The following is a 15267-nucleotide window of genomic DNA, read 5'->3' as shown; positions in this document are numbered from 1 at the left end:
CTCCCTATTCGTAATGAATGACAGTACGGATCGATTTACCTTCATGCATTAAATCAAAAGCTTCATTAATACGCTCAAGAGGCAATGTATGGGTGACAAACGGAGCAAGCTCAATATCACCTTTCATCGCATCTTCAACCATTTTAGGTAACTGGCTACGCCCTTTTACACCACCAAAAGCAGTTCCACGCCATGAACGCCCAGTGACCAGTTGGAATGGACGCGTTGAAATTTCCTGCCCTGCACCAGCAACACCAATAATAATGGATTGTCCCCAACCACGGTGAGCACTTTCCAGTGCCGCGCGCATGACATTGACATTCCCAATGCATTCAAAAGTATGATCAACCCCCCACTCAGTCATCTCAATCAACACTTGCTGGATGGGTTTATCAAAATCTTTCGGATTTAAGCACTCTGTAGCACCAAACTGGCGAGCTAATTCAAACTTTGCTGGGTTAGTGTCAATGGCAATAATACGTCCGGCTTTGGCTTGCCTCGCACCTTGGATAACCGCTAAGCCGATGCCCCCCAGCCCAAATACGGCAACAGAATCACCTTCTTGTACTTTGGCTGTATTGTGTACTGCACCAATACCTGTTGTCACCCCGCAGCCGAGTAAGCACACTTCTTGGTGATTAGCCTCAGGGTTGATTTTTGCGAGTGAAACTTCAGCAACAACGGTGTATTCACTGAATGTTGAGCACCCCATATAGTGGTAAACCGGCTGACCATTATAAGAAAAACGGGTGGTTCCATCTGGCATCACACCTTTCCCTTGTGTTGCACGAACAGACACACACAAGTTAGTTTTACCTGACTGACAAAATACGCACTTCCCACATTCTGCGGTATAGAGTGGAATGACATGATCACCCACGCTGACACTGGTAACGCCTTCCCCCACTTCAACCACCACACCAGCCCCTTCATGACCTAAAACGGCTGGAAATACCCCTTCTGGATCCTCCCCTGACAGGGTAAATGCGTCAGTGTGACAAACACCTGTATGACTAATTTTAACTAAAACTTCCCCAGCTTGTGGTGGCATAACATCAAGCTCGACAATTTTAAGTGGTTCGCCGGGACCAAATGCGACTGCTGCACGTGATTTCATCGTTGTTCCTTTTTTAACTAACGCAAATAAGTGCGAATAAGTGAAATAGCATCATCAACAGACGCTTTTTGATGCTGTGTGGTGGCAGACTCTTGGAGCCCTTCGCGTAAATGACTTTCTAAAACTCCCGCCATTAATCCATTAACGGCACCACGAATTGCGGCAATCTGTTGTAAAACAGCCGCACACTCCACTTCATCCTCCAGTGCAGACTCCAGCGCTAAAAGCTGCCCTTTGAGTTTTCGAACGCGAGTCAATACTGCTTTTTTTTCTTTTGGCGAATGTGGCATCATTAAGCCTCTTCAATATACATAGGGGGAGTATAGTATTAATAGGGTTGTCTGTACAGAATTAGCCTATTGATTGGCCAATCTATCGAAGAATGAATAGGATAAATGGCAAAATAAGCTAAATTTCATTTTGCCATTTATTGAGATATACAATTAGAAATTACAGTAACTTAAAGTATTTATCGGGTTTATTCACAGGAGGTAAGGGTTTGAGATCAAGCATATCCATTGCATTTCGCTCAATACTATTACAAATCGCATTTAATGGAAGGTCATTTGCAGAAGTACCAAAAGGATCTTCCAATTCTTCCGCCAGTGAATCCCAAGCTAAAAAAGTGTACGAAATAAATACCGAAACAAACGGAGTCATATAATGCAAATCAACCACTAATGCAAATGGCAATAATGTACAAAAAAGGTACACTGTACGTTGTAAAATCAAAGTATAAGCAAAAGGAATGGGGGTATTTGAGATACGCTCACACCCACCTAAAACATCAGATAATACATTGATATCTTTATTAATCGCTTGGAATAGTACATCGCTGATAATTTTATTATCTCGCAGTTCTCCTACTTTTAGTCCAATCTGCATTAAAATACGGCTACTTGGAAATGGGCTGCGGATAACTTCATCAAAAATAGCACGAGGCAATAGCCGATATAAATCAACGATGGGGCTGGTTTTTCTTAATTCATGTTTTAAGCTCCACGCAAACGCGACTAGTAAATTCGCAAACTCTTTTTGCGCACTTTTATCGTTCGGTAATAATCCTTTAATATTTCTTAGAATATTGCGTTGATTGATTAGTAAATTAGCCCACAATGTTCTGGCTTCAATTAAACGGCTATAGCATGCATTATTACGAAACCCCAAAAAGATAGCGATCGCTATCCCTAATAAGCTAAAAGGGGCGATAGTTAAATGGATCCCTAATTGCTCGTACCATTGGTAGCTCAATACGGCAACTATCGAAATCATAATATTAAGGGATAACCGAAAGGTGATTTTTGACAGCACGGAACCGTGCCAATCAAACAACCGAAAAAACCAGTGCTGATGCGGGCGAATGACCATAATGTAATAAGTAAATTTTTAGTAAAACAAGATAAAACTTATTATTTCATTTATCAAACTGATAATCTATAGGTCATGTTTGGTTAACAACTTCTCACTCATTCAAAAATAGCTGATGGAATTAATCCAGAGCAGCTATTCCTCACACATTATTTATTCCATTGCATTATCTCGTTTTCAGTCAGCGTCAAGGATTGTGTAGTACCTGTCTGTGCCGATTTTACCGCCGCCTCTAAAACAGCCATAACCGCTAGTGCCTCCAATGGTGTTACAGGATTAGCCCCTTGGCCATTCAATGCATTGCGAATATTGACATAATATTGGCTTTGGTCGCCTTTCGGCGTTTGTTGCGGCTTAGCAGACAAGGTCTCATCGATTAAAATAATAGGGTCATTATCAACTCCCCATTCTTTATCTTGGGGTGTTATTCCTTGCAATAATTGTTTTTCTTGTTGATCTGGCTGAGATTTTACTGCACTACCTTTATCTCCATGTACAGTAAAGCGAGTAAACCCACCTGCGGCTAACATGCTGCAATGTAAAATCACTTTATGAGTGGGGTAATTTAATAGCACATGTGCCCAATCATTAATTTGACCATTATTTCTTAAAGTCGCTATATTACCTTGCACCGATTGCGGTAAACCAAAAAGTTGCAGTGCCTGATCGACCAAATGAGGCCCTAAATCAAACCATAAACCGCTACCAGGCAAGTTTTGTTCACGCCAGCGGACTCTCACTTCAGGACGGAATCGGTCAATATGAGACTCAAAATGTTTTACTTCACCAATCTGCTTTTGTTCAATAACCTCTTTAATCGCTAAATAATCGCTGTCCCAACGGCGGTTATGGAATACCGATAACAAGACATTGTGCGCTTTTGCCAATTCAATCAGTTCCCTTGCTTCTTGCATGTCTAAGGTAAATGGCTTGTCCACCACCACATTTTTCCCCGCTTCAATAGCCAGCTTGGCTAGCGGAGCATGAGTCGCATTTGGACTCGCGATGACAACTAAATCAATATCGGGGTGAAGGATCGCCTCTTGGGGAGAAGCGATAACTCTGGTATTTGGAATATCGTGTTTTACTTTTTCTGCATCACTGGAAGCCACAACAGCAAGATCCAAACCGTCAACTGACCTAATTAAAGGGGCATGAAATGTTTTACCCACAAAGCCATAACCAATTAATGCAACCTTAATTTCTTTGCTCATATTCTTACCCCGTTCATTAAATACTAAGAGAATTTACCGTCACCCTGCAATTAGGACTCAGTTCATCCCAATGGCAATCCAAGAACAGTTGATCAATTTCGTCTAAATTAGCGACCAAATAAGGTTGGCATAGATTTAGTTTTGTACTGTCCGCAACAACCCAATGTAGTTGGCTATTCGCGAGCATTGCGCGTTTTACATCGCAATCTGCTTCCTGCGTTGCGCTCAATCCCAATGTTGGGTGCAAAGCACAAGCCCCTAAAATAGCAATATCCGCACAATATCGTCCCAACATGGATAAGGTCGCACTTCCCGCAAACAAACGCTGCTGAGGATCCCATTCACCACCTAATAAAATTAATTGAATATCGTGACGATCACTAAAGTGCGCTGCAATATCTAAGGATGTTGTAATAATTTTCATTGGTCCTTGAATAAAGCTCGCGACAGCCATTAGCGTACTACCCGAGTCCAAAAAAAGCGTTGAACCACTCGGTATCAAGTTAGCAACTTGTTGCCCTAATTGCTTTTTAACTTCAGGTAATAACATATTCCGTCCACGGCGAGCCATAAGTGGCACATTGAACCCCACGGCCCCCCCATGACTTTTTTGTGCCAATCCTTGGTTTTCTAACTCCGTTAAATCACGGCGGATGGTATCTGTAGATACCTGTAGCTGATTAGAAAGGTCGGCAACACTCACTTGCCCCTTTTTTGCTATTATTTCAACAATATAATTCTGTCTCGCTTGTTTATGCATCACAGCAAAACCCCGCAAAAAGCTGCAATTTACCTCATAATACCGCAATTTTAGAAGAAATAAACACAAAAATGATGTCATAATCACCGCAGGCATAAACGCATTGACGTTGCCTATCTTGAGCTTTAAATAAAGAAATACGAAATCGAAGAAGTGCTATGAGGAAGAAAAAACAAATAAGGTAGAAAGCAATATTTTTGCTATCTACCTTATTTATATAAACCTTAGTTTTTTAACGATTTTAAGCGTTCAATTTCATCACGCAGTGCATCAATTTCTCGTTCTAATTGACGACTTTCATCTGAATAATATCGACCATTTAATTTCGTAGGGCCTGTTGCCCCAGAATAGTGGTCATAACAACGGTTTTGTACATTCGAAATAGCGCGCTCTAACGCCGCAACCCTGTGATGGTTATTATGCATTTTTGCATACCTTAACTGTTTTTCAAGTTGGTAAATTTTCTTATCACAACCATAATAATTAGGATCAGCTTGTGAAGATAATGAAATAAACATCACTGATAAAATAACTACCATTATCTTTTTCATATCATTCTCCAAATACATAAATAATATAAATCAGCTCTATTTCATCACATTTATATTTTATTGATATAAGTAAGCTCCTAATTTGGCTTAGGTTAAAAACTAAATCTGAAATACACTCTCTTGAAAGGCGTATAAATGATAACATATATTTATAATTAACCTTGTAAATAGATTTAAACACTTTTCATTATAATTTATTACAGACAGACACAACTTTCCTTGTTACCTTATTATTAAAGGACTATTCTACACGGATGTAGGCAATCCTTTCTTAAAAAACTCGCAAATACAATCACACTGGTTAAATACAGCCCCCAATACCATCAATTAAATTAAACTATTAGCCAAGCTTAAAAAAATATTATTAAGCACAAATTGCTAATATTATTTATTTGTACAAATAAATTCATTTTATTTGTATTATTTTATCTATAGGAATAAGTCTAAATAACTTTAAATTTTCATATATATTTTGCTACTTTTGGGTTAACAACGATATACTCTAAAAAATAGTAATACCAATGAGAGCTGTTATGCCCCCAAAAAAGATTGAACTAACATTTTCCAGTGATGATGAACAGCATTTCCATATGGCTTTAAAGCAAGCCAGCCAAGAGTATCTTCAAAGTAAACAGGATCATGTATATGCGAGTACAATCGATATTGCTGTGATCGTCACCTTATTCAGCATTGCAATTTTATGCTACCTCCCTACACTGTTTACCTCATCCACATTAACCTACAGTTTATTCTACTTTATTTTTGTTCTGCTCATTATGTTTCTCAATGTGATTGGACAACATGATGCATGCCATAATACGCTATTTAAAAAAGGCTGGATGAATCGAGTATTCGGCCGTTTCGTTACCTTACCCTTAGGATTAGAACCAGAATTTTGGCGAACTCGCCATGTTCACTATCACCACCACTTTGCCAATATTGAAGATTATGACTTAGATACGGAAGAAAATGGTATCTTTCGCCAAACGCCGTTTCAAACATGGCGACCTTTTATGAAGTATCAACATATCTATTGGCCTTTGATTGCTTCCTTTTCTTTAACCTGGATTGCACTGGTTTTTGACTGGTCGGATAGAACAGGAAAAACTCGTCTGAAAGATAAAAAGATACTACAAGGGAAAAAAGGCTGGGCACTGTTTCTTGGGAGCAAATTAGGGCATTTATTGCTGATGTTGGGATTACCCTTATTTTTTGCCCATGATAATGGGATAGGTATAACGGCAATTTTAGCTACATACATTTTAAGCCAGATGATAGCTTCCATTTTTGTTATCTATTTACTGTTAGGAACACATTGGGCTGAAACACAGTTTTTTACTGCACCAGAAGATAAACAAATTAAACATGGTTGGTATCATCATAACTTTGTCACCGCCTGTGATTGGCTACCAACGCCACACTGCCTATGGCGCTTAACCGGTGGGCTTAATTATCACCTGACTCATCACCTTTTTCCCAATTGGCATCATCGTCATTATCCCGCTTTGGCAAACATTTTGGAAAAGTTAGCTGCACAGCACAACATGCCTTATCGCTGTATTAGCTATAATGCGCTAGTGGCTGCACAGATCCGTTTTTTAAAGCAGATGGGAACTCAACCGCGCTAAGTGTATTTAGCTAAACAAATTGAGTAACTGTGATATAACAATAGTTACTCAATAAATTAACTAACGCTTTTTTAAATAACTCTTAAGGTTTAACAATATTCAATTTGATACTATTTAACGATAAAATACCCGTATTGTTTTTGATGAATAATTAAAACAATTGATTTGATTATTGATATAAATTTAATCAATAAACCCTGTAATATTAATTAATTTATTACTCATTTATGTTTTGTTTAGTTTTAATTTATTAAGAAATTATTAAACTCTCTATTACACTTATTGACACTCCATTTAAGTTATTCAAAATATACTCTATATAAAAATAATATTTCTAATTTACACACTACATTTTATAGAATGGTTGACACTCGCATGAAAAAAGCAGAGTACATTATAAAAAAACTACGTACACTTATTATTAGTGATAAGCTCTATCTTGCTAATAAATTTACTAAAAAACTGAATTATCGCCCTGATTTTAAAGCCCCTAAAAGCTTCAATGAAAAGGTTAACTTTAGAATGCTACGCGATAAAAACCCCCTTTACACACAGTATGCTGATAAACTAGCCGTTAGGGATTACATCAGCCGGACAATTGGAGAGGAATATTTAGTTCCTATCTTAGCAACTTACCGGAATGTCGATGAAATAGATATTGATGCCCTTCCAGATAAATTTGTTCTTAAATGCAATCACGACAGCGGCAGTAGTATTATTTGTCGAGATAAAGCGAAATTTGATTGGCGATATGCTAAAAATAAATTGTCATTCCATTTAATCAAAAACCTTTATTATATTACCCGTGAACGCCACTATAAAAATATTTCACCCTATATTATTTGTGAAAAATATATTGACCTATTCGCGAATAAAAATAGAAAACTAGTCCCAGAAACCTGTCGGATACACTGTTTTTCGGGCAAACCCGTTTACGCAGAAATAGATTATACTGATGAAACAGGTGAAGAATTTATCAATATTTACGATATCAACTGGCAGCTACAACCCGTCACCTTTGGCTATCCAAATATGCTAGAGCCGGTACCCGAGCCGCCACTGTTTAAAGAAATGCTTCGCTTGGCTGAAATCCTCGTCACACCATTTGATTATTGCCGCGCTGATTTTTTAATGTCTGATGAGAACACCCTGTATTTTAGTGAACTCACCTTTGCACCCAATGCAGGAAGAACAGAAATATCGCCCTTATCGTGGGATTTCAAGTTAGGGGAGCTCTGGGAACAACGTATCACTCAGTCCTCAGGCTACATCCCTCTAGAGGGGGGATTATCAACAGCCCCAGTCCACAAGAAAAAATAATTCCATAAAAAAAGCTCTGTGAGATCACAGAGCTTTTAAGAAACTACTTTTTTATTTAGATACTTAATTTGCCAAGACACTCGCTTTACGACGTAAGCTTGCTATTAGCATATAAATTGCCGTCACCAGCAACACAATAAAGAAGAAATCCACTAAACCATTATGCTGGCTTAACAGTGTCCCCGCCGCGATTGGCCCCATTGCTGAACCAATACTATAACTAAATAGCATTACTTGTGTTGCAGCAACAATGTAAGATGAGTCGAGATTGTCACACGCTAAAGTAATTGCAATTGGGTATAGCGCAAATGAAGACATCCCTAACAGGGCTAATGCCACGATCATCACTAAGTAATCGCTAGAGACATAGATAACCCCCATCGCGAATACTCCTAATAGAGACACCATGGCTAATAACAACGTTTTACTCATCAGAACTGAAAGTTTACTGACTACAGGCTGGATCAACATACCACCTAATATAATCGAGGCCATTAAAACCCCAACTTGGTCAGTCGTGAATTGATCTTTTTTCAATGATAATGGCATCAATCCGTAAATTGTTCCCATGGTGATCCCCGAAACCATACAACCAATAATGGCCGGCTTGCTAAGTCTCGAAATCTTTTTCAAAGATAATTTTTGATGAGAAGCGCTATCAGGCTGCCCTTGACGAACAAATAAGGGGGGGCATATTGCTAATAACAATAGACCTAAAACAACCATAAAAGGGTATGCGCCTTGAGTTCCAATAAATCCTATAGCCAACTGACCTAGGGTTGTACCACCATACAGTGATGTCATATAAAAACTTAAACGTTTAGCGCGCTCTCTTGGGCTATCACCTATCAGTAACCAAGATTCCACGACCACAAAGATACCCGCGACAGCAATACCTGCTATTAAACGGTTAGGTAACCATGCCTCAACAGAGGGTGTCCACGGCAAAACAACAACCGTTGCGGCTAACATCAGTAAAAAACCAATAAAAGAAAGGCGGTGACCAATTTTGGCGATCACAGGTTCGATTAGCATAGAACCCATTAATAAACCGATATAGTAGGCACTCGCTAACCAACCAGCGTACTGCGTATCAATTCCGAAACTCCCCATTGATAATGGGATTAAGCTCATTAAATAACCCGATGCAATAGCAAAAATGGTTAACCCTGCAACAGGAACGAATGCATTATCGCGTTTGCGCATCATCGTAGTGGACTGATTCACGCCCCACTCTCCAACAAATAAAAATAAATAATATGCGCTGCAACTACATCGTAGAATACGAGAAGGCTGTGCTCTTAGAAAAGGAGCACATTTCGGCGATTAGTGCAGTAGTAAGATATAAAAATAAGACTGATTTGAGCGCAATATAGAACGTTCACTCGGTAAGTTAAAATGAGAAAATCTAATGGTGACTAGTAAAATAATTTATGTGAGAAAAATCACATTTTTCCCGAAGGGAAATTTAGGTCAATAACGCGAGAAAAAACAAACAAAATCATTAAAAATCAATAAAATAAAAAATCACGAAATCACTTTTTTTTGTTACGATTTGATACAACTTAAGTCATATGCTAAATGTGCTAAATGTGCTAAATGTGCTAAATGATAAAATTATTTATTTTCATTCCCCCTTGCATCTCTCACTTAATCATTTTATTCAAAGAAACTTTTTAGCTTAGGTGATAAATATACATAATTTAATTCTCTCTTTTATCACGCCCTCATTAATTTATTCGATTTTTAGCCGAAATACTTATTCCGTGACGACAAATTAATTATTGCTTGCATCGTCACTGACCGATCCCGTTTTTTCTAACGCGCAAAGGCGACGCCATAACGTTGTTCTACTAATACCTAGATATCGCGCTACCGCTTTGCGATCGCCATTAAACCGAGCCATCACGTCAGTAAGTGATTCTTCACTATTAGTCATTACCGCATCATGGTCACCTGTTACCCATTTGCGCTCGGGAGACAAGCTCCTCAGCATCTCCTCACTAATAAGCTTTTCGGGGTATGCGCTGCAATAAAGTGCGACCCGTTCCATTAAATTTCGCAACTCACGGACATTCCCCGGCCACGTGTAATTGAGAAAAAAATCACGACAACTTAACAGCTGCTGTACACGAAATGCGGGCAGCGGCAAGACCAACCCTGCAAAAGCCAGTTTTAATAGCCGTTCTGCAAGAACAAAAATATCGTCACCTCGTTCAGTAAGTGCAGGAACTTGCATTCGTAGCACCCCTAAACGGTAAAAAAGATCGGCACGAAAGCGTCCTTGTTTTACCCAATCATCCAAATGGCAATGCGTAGCACAAATCACACGAACATTGACTTGTAAGGGTTTATAGCCACCGACTCGTACAACAGAACGCTCTTCTAGCACACGTAAAAGCCGTGTTTGTAACGCTAGCGGCATTTCACCAATTTCATCTAAAAATAATGTACCACCATGAGCCAACTCAAATAAGCCAGCTCGCCCCCCACGCCGTGACCCCGTAAATGCGCCTTCCTCATAACCAAATAGTTCTGCTTCTAATAATGTTTCAGGGATCGCACCACAGTTAACCGCAACAAACGGCATTTGCTGCTTACTGCGCTTGTGTTGATTAAATAAAGTAAATTCATGGTGGATAGCTTGCGCCACCATTTCTTTTCCTGTTCCGCTCTCCCCTTGAATTAACACCGTCGCGTCTGAACGTGCATACAGCATAATAGCCTGCTTTACGCGCTCCATTGATAATGAAGAACCAATTAAGTCATTGATTGTATAGCGAAGTTTCGATGAAGATACGGGCAAATACTTGTCTGATGAATGGCGGTTATGGTGAGACATACGGCTTAATTCAATGGCATCAGAAAAGGCCTGTCGTATGGTTTGAGTTGAATAAACAAAAACCCCCGTCATCCCCATTTCATCCGCTAAATCCATAATTAATCCGGCTCCGACAACGACGGAGATCCCCATGGCTTTCAATGCCTTAAGCTGTGCTCTCGCATCTTCAGCGGTAACATAACTGCGCTGCTCAATTTGCAATGCAAAACGCTGTTGAAAATCGGTTAAAGAAGGAATGGTGGTTTTATAATTAATAATGCCGATTTTATCGCTGATCTCCCGCGCTTTCGCAAGTGCCTGCATAACATCAAACCCGTTGATATTAACAATAATAACGGGGACTGAAACATGGCTTTTCAGATAGGCGCCATTTGAACCAGCACTGATGATAGCATCACAATGCCCCTGCTTTAGCCTCTCACGTAGGGCGTCCACCGCCTGTTCAAAGCCGAGGTTTAGTGGTGTTATTTCTGCTTGCTCACTAAATTCAGGGCTAATATCACGAAAAAGTGTATATAACCGCGAAACAGACACGGTCCAAATAATCGGTTTTTCCATCTGTTTCACTGCCTCATCGTTATGTTTCAATAATACATTAAGTTAACAATAATCTGTTTCATTGAAACAATCTAATCAATGATGCCAAATTTGTTTTCTTTATCACAAACTCAATATTTTTTAACTTACTAATTTTTAAGCTTTTATTAAAAACATTCATTTTCAAAATAATTGGCATGGCAATTGCTACTATCATTATAGTTACCATAAATACATGACAACTTATTAACAATTAAGAGGCCATTATGTCGTTTATTCCTGCCGGTCAAAAATTTCGCGATGCTGTCACTCAAGAATCGCCCCTTCAGTTAGTGGGGACAATAAATGCTAATCATGCCCTTTTAGCTCAACAAGCAGGTTATAAAGCCATTTATTTATCCGGTGGTGGGGTCGCTGCGGGTTCCTTGGGTATGCCAGACTTAGGGATCTCCACCTTAGATGATGTATTGATTGATATTCGCCGCATTACCGATGTCTGCGAGTTACCCCTGATGGTTGATGCCGATATTGGCTTTGGTCCTTCTGCCTTTAATGTTGCCCGCACCGTTAAATCATTTTGTAAAGCAGGTGCGGCGGGGTTACACCTTGAAGATCAAGTCGGCGCAAAACGTTGTGGTCATCGCCCGAATAAAGAAATCGTATCAACACAAGAAATGGTTGATAGGATCAAAGCAGCGGTAGATGCCCGTACCGATGATAGTTTTGTCATTATGGCTCGCACTGATGCATTAGCCGTCGAAGGTCTTGATGCTGCTCTTGAGCGCGCTCAAGCTTATCTTGATGCTGGCGCAGATATGCTATTTCCTGAAGCTATTACCGAACTGTCAATGTATCAACAGTTTACGAAAAACACGTCCGCCCCAGTGCTCGCCAATCTGACCGAATTTGGCCAAACCCCTTTATTTACTTTAGATGAACTTCGCAGTGTCGGTATTGCTATCGCCCTTTACCCACTGTCTGCTTTTCGTGCAATGAATAAAGCCGCAGAGCAGGTGTATGCCGCCATACGTCATGACGGTACGCAAAAAAATGTCGTTTCACTGATGCAAACGCGTGATGAACTTTACCAAAGTATTCATTACTACGATTACGAAAAAAAATTGGATGCCCTATTTTCTCAAAAAAAATCATAGGCACCCCCACGGCACCAAGTTGAACCGCCACTCTCCCTTACAAGGAAATTACGATGAACGAACAACTTAGTAGCACTGAAAATCCACAATTTAAACCTAAAAAATCCGTTGCGCTTTCAGGTGTTCCTGCGGGAAATACCGCACTTTGTACCGTGGGGCGTAATGGGAACGACCTTCATTATCGTGGGTTTGATATCCATGATTTAGCCACCCAATGTGAATTTGAAGAAGTCGCACACTTACTGATCCACGATAAGCTCCCCACACAAACCGAGCTCATTGCCTATAAAGAAAAGCTGCGATCCTATCGCGGGTTACCTGCAAGTGTGAAAAATACCTTGGAATCCATCCCTGCTAACGCCCACCCGATGGATGTGATGCGAACTGGGGTATCAATGATGGGGTGTGTACTGCCCGAAAAAGACGCCCACCCATTTTCAGGGGCAAAAGAGATTGCCGATCGTTTATTGGCATCATTAGGCTCCATGCTGCTGTACTGGTACCACTTCAGCCACCATGGTCGTCGTATAGAAACACAAACTGATGACGATTCAATTGGGGCCCATTTTTTACATTTGCTGCATGGCAAAAAGCCCCCTGTTCAATGGGAAAAATTTATGCATATAGCCGCCATTTTATATGCAGAACATGAATTTAACGCTTCAACATTTGCAGCTCGCGTGATTGCTGGTACTGGTACCGATTTTTATTCGGCGATAACCGGGGCAATAGCCGCTTTACGAGGTCCGAAGCATGGTGGCGCAAATGAAGTTTCATTAGAAATTCAACAGCGTTATGCCTCGATGGATGAAGCGGAGCAAGATATCATCGCCCGTATTCATAATAAAGAGGTTATTATTGGCTTTGGCCACCCAGTTTACACCCTTGCAGACCCACGCCACCCCATCATTAAATCTGTAGCATTGCAGTTATCTGAGCAGAATGTAAATCGTCACTTATATAGTATCGCCGACCGTATTGAATCGGTAATGAAGCGCGAAAAAGGTATGTTCCCTAATTTAGATTGGTTTTCCGCAGTGGCTTATCACTTAATGGGGGTGCCTACTGATATGTTTACGCCTTTATTTGTGATGGCGCGAACAGCAGGCTGGTCTGCACATATTCTTGAACAGCGGCAAGACAACAAAATTATTCGCCCATCAGCCAATTATATTGGGCCAGAAAATCAATTATTCATTCCAATAGAACAGCGTTAATTAAGGTAAAATAATGACAACACAAACCGACAATTCTCAACCCATTGAATTTGATAGCGTGATCAGCGATATCGTTGATTATGTAATGAATTATCCGATTGTTTCTGAATTAGCCTACGATACCGCCTATCATTGCCTGCTAGACACCCTAGGTTGCGGCATGGAATCATTGGAATACCCCGCTTGTAAAAAATTACTGGGGCCAATAGTACCGGGAACTGTCGTTCCAAATGGCACTAAAATTCCTGGCACGCAATTTCAGTTAGACCCGGTCCAAGGTGCCTTTAATATAGGCACAATGTGCCGTTGGCTTGATTTTAATGATACTTGGCTTGCTGCTGAATGGGGGCATCCATCAGATAACTTAGGCGGTATCCTTGCTACGGCGGATTGGTTATCTCGGGAAAATCTAGCAAAAGGTAAAAAACCGTTAGTCATCAAAGATGTATTAACAGCCATGATCAAAGCACACGAAATCCAAGGGTGTATTGCTCTGGAGAACGCCTTTAATAAAGTGGGGCTAGACCACGTTATTTTGGTCAAAGTGGCATCAACGGCTGTTGTCGCACAAATGTTAGGTTTAAGTCGAGAGCAGATCCTCAATGCCGTTTCCCAAGCATGGATCGATGGGCATAGCTTGCGAACTTATCGCCATGCGCCGAACACCGGTTCACGCAAATCGTGGGCGGCAGGTGATGCAACCTCTCGAGCTGTTCGATTAGCATTGATGGCACAAAAAGGGGAAATGGGCTATCCAAGTGCATTAAGCGCGAAAACGTGGGGATTTTATGATGTTTTATTTAATGGCCAGCCCCTTCGTTTCCAGCGCCCTTATGGCTCCTATGTCATGGAAAACGTGCTGTTTAAAATTTCGTTCCCCGCTGAGTTTCACTCACAAACTGCCGTCGAGGCTGCATTACAGCTTCATCAAACATTAGCAGAGATGGGTAAAAGTGCGGATGACATTGCGTCAATTGCCATCCGTACCCATGAAGCTTGTATCCGTATCATTGATAAAAAAGGGCCATTAAATAACCCCGCTGACCGTGATCATTGCATTCAATATATGGTGGCTGTGCCATTGATTTTTGGTCGACTCACCGCCGCCGACTATGAAGACAATATTGCACAAGATAGCCGTATTGATGCACTGCGTGCCAAGATGCATTGCCATGAAGACAGCCAATTTACCGCCGACTACCATGATCCAGAAAAGCGTTCAATTACTAATGGATTAACTATTACGTTAAAAGATGGCCAAGTATTGGATGAGGTCGTGATTGAATATCCGGTTGGTCATAAACGTCGTCGTAAAGAGGGGATACCTCTGCTATTACAGAAATTTAGGATAAATCTAGCAAGGCAATTTCCTGAAGCACAGCAATTACGCATCCTTCAGGCATCTCTCGACAAACCCATGTTAGAGAAAATGCCAGTGAATGAATATATGGATTTATTTGTGATTTAACTTCATCTTTAATGCTAAAGCGCCGCGAAATTGCGGCGCTCAATCTACGGATAAACATACAGAATTTGGCGGCAGGTTGAATGGTTTTTAT

The 15267-nt window shown here is 40.4% G+C and carries 13 protein-coding genes; 5 read left to right on the top strand and 8 right to left on the bottom strand.

Annotated features, from left to right (window positions below; genetic code table 11):
- Nucleotides 1-4: 4 nt before the first annotated feature.
- From AB6N04_RS03285 to AB6N04_RS03260, 6 genes are all read right to left on the bottom strand, one after another.
- Nucleotides 5-1117: an S-(hydroxymethyl)glutathione dehydrogenase/class III alcohol dehydrogenase gene (locus tag AB6N04_RS03285; RefSeq protein ID WP_369310503.1), complete on the bottom strand. Its 1113-nt coding sequence runs from the start codon at nt 1115-1117 to the stop codon at nt 5-7.
- Nucleotides 1118-1134: 17 nt separating this feature from the next.
- The gene (gene frmR, locus AB6N04_RS03280; RefSeq protein WP_369311950.1) at nt 1135-1407 is read right to left on the bottom strand and encodes a formaldehyde-responsive transcriptional repressor FrmR; all 273 of its coding nucleotides are present in this window, start codon (nt 1405-1407) and stop codon (nt 1135-1137) included.
- Between the two features lie 160 nt (nt 1408-1567).
- Nucleotides 1568-2485: a bestrophin family protein gene (locus AB6N04_RS03275; protein ID WP_369310502.1), complete on the bottom strand. Its 918-nt coding sequence runs from the start codon at nt 2483-2485 to the stop codon at nt 1568-1570.
- A 149-nt stretch (nt 2486-2634) separates the two neighbouring features.
- The gene (locus tag AB6N04_RS03270) at nt 2635-3699 is read right to left on the bottom strand and encodes an oxidoreductase (RefSeq protein WP_369310501.1); all 1065 of its coding nucleotides are present in this window, start codon (nt 3697-3699) and stop codon (nt 2635-2637) included.
- Between the two features lie 16 nt (nt 3700-3715).
- Nucleotides 3716-4459 carry a DeoR/GlpR family DNA-binding transcription regulator gene (locus tag AB6N04_RS03265; RefSeq protein ID WP_369311948.1) on the bottom strand — a complete coding sequence of 248 codons (744 nt, stop codon included), beginning with the start codon at nt 4457-4459 and terminating at the stop codon, nt 3716-3718.
- A 224-nt stretch (nt 4460-4683) separates the two neighbouring features.
- Nucleotides 4684-5010 carry a DUF1090 family protein gene (locus tag AB6N04_RS03260; protein WP_369310500.1) on the bottom strand — a complete coding sequence of 109 codons (327 nt, stop codon included), beginning with the start codon at nt 5008-5010 and terminating at the stop codon, nt 4684-4686.
- A 533-nt stretch (nt 5011-5543) separates the two neighbouring features.
- Here AB6N04_RS03260 and AB6N04_RS03255 point away from each other — a divergent pair.
- Both AB6N04_RS03255 and AB6N04_RS03250 read left to right on the top strand, forming a co-directional pair.
- On the top strand, nt 5544-6638 hold the full coding sequence (locus AB6N04_RS03255) for a fatty acid desaturase (protein WP_369310499.1): 1095 nt from the start codon (nt 5544-5546) through the stop codon (nt 6636-6638).
- 375 nt (nt 6639-7013) lie between these two features.
- Nucleotides 7014-7958 carry an ATP-grasp fold amidoligase family protein gene (locus tag AB6N04_RS03250; protein ID WP_369310498.1) on the top strand — a complete coding sequence of 315 codons (945 nt, stop codon included), beginning with the start codon at nt 7014-7016 and terminating at the stop codon, nt 7956-7958.
- A 63-nt stretch (nt 7959-8021) separates the two neighbouring features.
- Here AB6N04_RS03250 and AB6N04_RS03245 read toward each other — a convergent pair whose 3' ends face one another.
- Together AB6N04_RS03245 and prpR are read right to left on the bottom strand one after the other, a co-directional pair.
- On the bottom strand, nt 8022-9164 hold the full coding sequence (locus AB6N04_RS03245; protein WP_369311946.1) for an MFS transporter: 1143 nt from the start codon (nt 9162-9164) through the stop codon (nt 8022-8024).
- 571 nt (nt 9165-9735) lie between these two features.
- Nucleotides 9736-11358: a propionate catabolism operon regulatory protein PrpR gene (prpR, locus tag AB6N04_RS03240; protein WP_369310497.1), complete on the bottom strand. Its 1623-nt coding sequence runs from the start codon at nt 11356-11358 to the stop codon at nt 9736-9738.
- Nucleotides 11359-11603: 245 nt separating this feature from the next.
- On the opposite strand from prpR, the gene prpB reads away from it, so the two are divergent.
- From prpB to AB6N04_RS03225, 3 genes are read left to right on the top strand one after another with little or no spacing between them, the layout of a single operon-like run.
- On the top strand, nt 11604-12491 hold the full coding sequence (prpB, locus tag AB6N04_RS03235) for a methylisocitrate lyase (RefSeq protein WP_369310496.1): 888 nt from the start codon (nt 11604-11606) through the stop codon (nt 12489-12491).
- Nucleotides 12492-12544: 53 nt separating this feature from the next.
- Nucleotides 12545-13708: a 2-methylcitrate synthase gene (gene prpC / locus AB6N04_RS03230; protein WP_369310495.1), complete on the top strand. Its 1164-nt coding sequence runs from the start codon at nt 12545-12547 to the stop codon at nt 13706-13708.
- 13 nt (nt 13709-13721) lie between these two features.
- On the top strand, nt 13722-15176 hold the full coding sequence (locus AB6N04_RS03225) for a bifunctional 2-methylcitrate dehydratase/aconitate hydratase (RefSeq protein ID WP_369310494.1): 1455 nt from the start codon (nt 13722-13724) through the stop codon (nt 15174-15176).
- Nucleotides 15177-15267: the final 91 nt, after the last annotated feature.

The sequence above is a fragment of the Providencia rettgeri genome, from assembly GCF_041075285.1.
GTDB lineage: Bacteria > Pseudomonadota > Gammaproteobacteria > Enterobacterales > Enterobacteriaceae > Providencia > Providencia rettgeri_G.
Note: the sequence above shows the minus strand (reverse complement) of the source record. Positions and strands in the feature narration are given on the sequence as shown.

Bases quoted from the DNA above. Each gene is read 5' to 3' on its own strand.
- AB6N04_RS03285 (WP_369310503.1), bottom strand. From the start codon at position 1,117: ATGAAATCACGTGCAGCAGTCGCATTTGGTCCCGGCGAACCACTTAAA.
- frmR (WP_369311950.1), bottom strand. From the start codon at position 1,407: ATGCCACATTCGCCAAAAGAAAAAAAAGCAGTATTGACTCGCGTTCGA.
- AB6N04_RS03275 (WP_369310502.1), bottom strand. From the start codon at position 2,485: ATGGTCATTCGCCCGCATCAGCACTGGTTTTTTCGGTTGTTTGATTGG.
- AB6N04_RS03270 (WP_369310501.1), bottom strand. From the start codon at position 3,699: ATGAGCAAAGAAATTAAGGTTGCATTAATTGGTTATGGCTTTGTGGGT.
- AB6N04_RS03265 (WP_369311948.1), bottom strand. From the start codon at position 4,459: ATGCATAAACAAGCGAGACAGAATTATATTGTTGAAATAATAGCAAAA.
- AB6N04_RS03260 (WP_369310500.1), bottom strand. From the start codon at position 5,010: ATGAAAAAGATAATGGTAGTTATTTTATCAGTGATGTTTATTTCATTA.
- AB6N04_RS03255 (WP_369310499.1), top strand. From the start codon at position 5,544: ATGCCCCCAAAAAAGATTGAACTAACATTTTCCAGTGATGATGAACAG.
- AB6N04_RS03250 (WP_369310498.1), top strand. From the start codon at position 7,014: ATGAAAAAAGCAGAGTACATTATAAAAAAACTACGTACACTTATTATT.
- AB6N04_RS03245 (WP_369311946.1), bottom strand. From the start codon at position 9,164: ATGCGCAAACGCGATAATGCATTCGTTCCTGTTGCAGGGTTAACCATT.
- prpR (WP_369310497.1), bottom strand. From the start codon at position 11,358: ATGGAAAAACCGATTATTTGGACCGTGTCTGTTTCGCGGTTATATACA.
- prpB (WP_369310496.1), top strand. From the start codon at position 11,604: ATGTCGTTTATTCCTGCCGGTCAAAAATTTCGCGATGCTGTCACTCAA.
- prpC (WP_369310495.1), top strand. From the start codon at position 12,545: ATGAACGAACAACTTAGTAGCACTGAAAATCCACAATTTAAACCTAAA.
- AB6N04_RS03225 (WP_369310494.1), top strand. From the start codon at position 13,722: ATGACAACACAAACCGACAATTCTCAACCCATTGAATTTGATAGCGTG.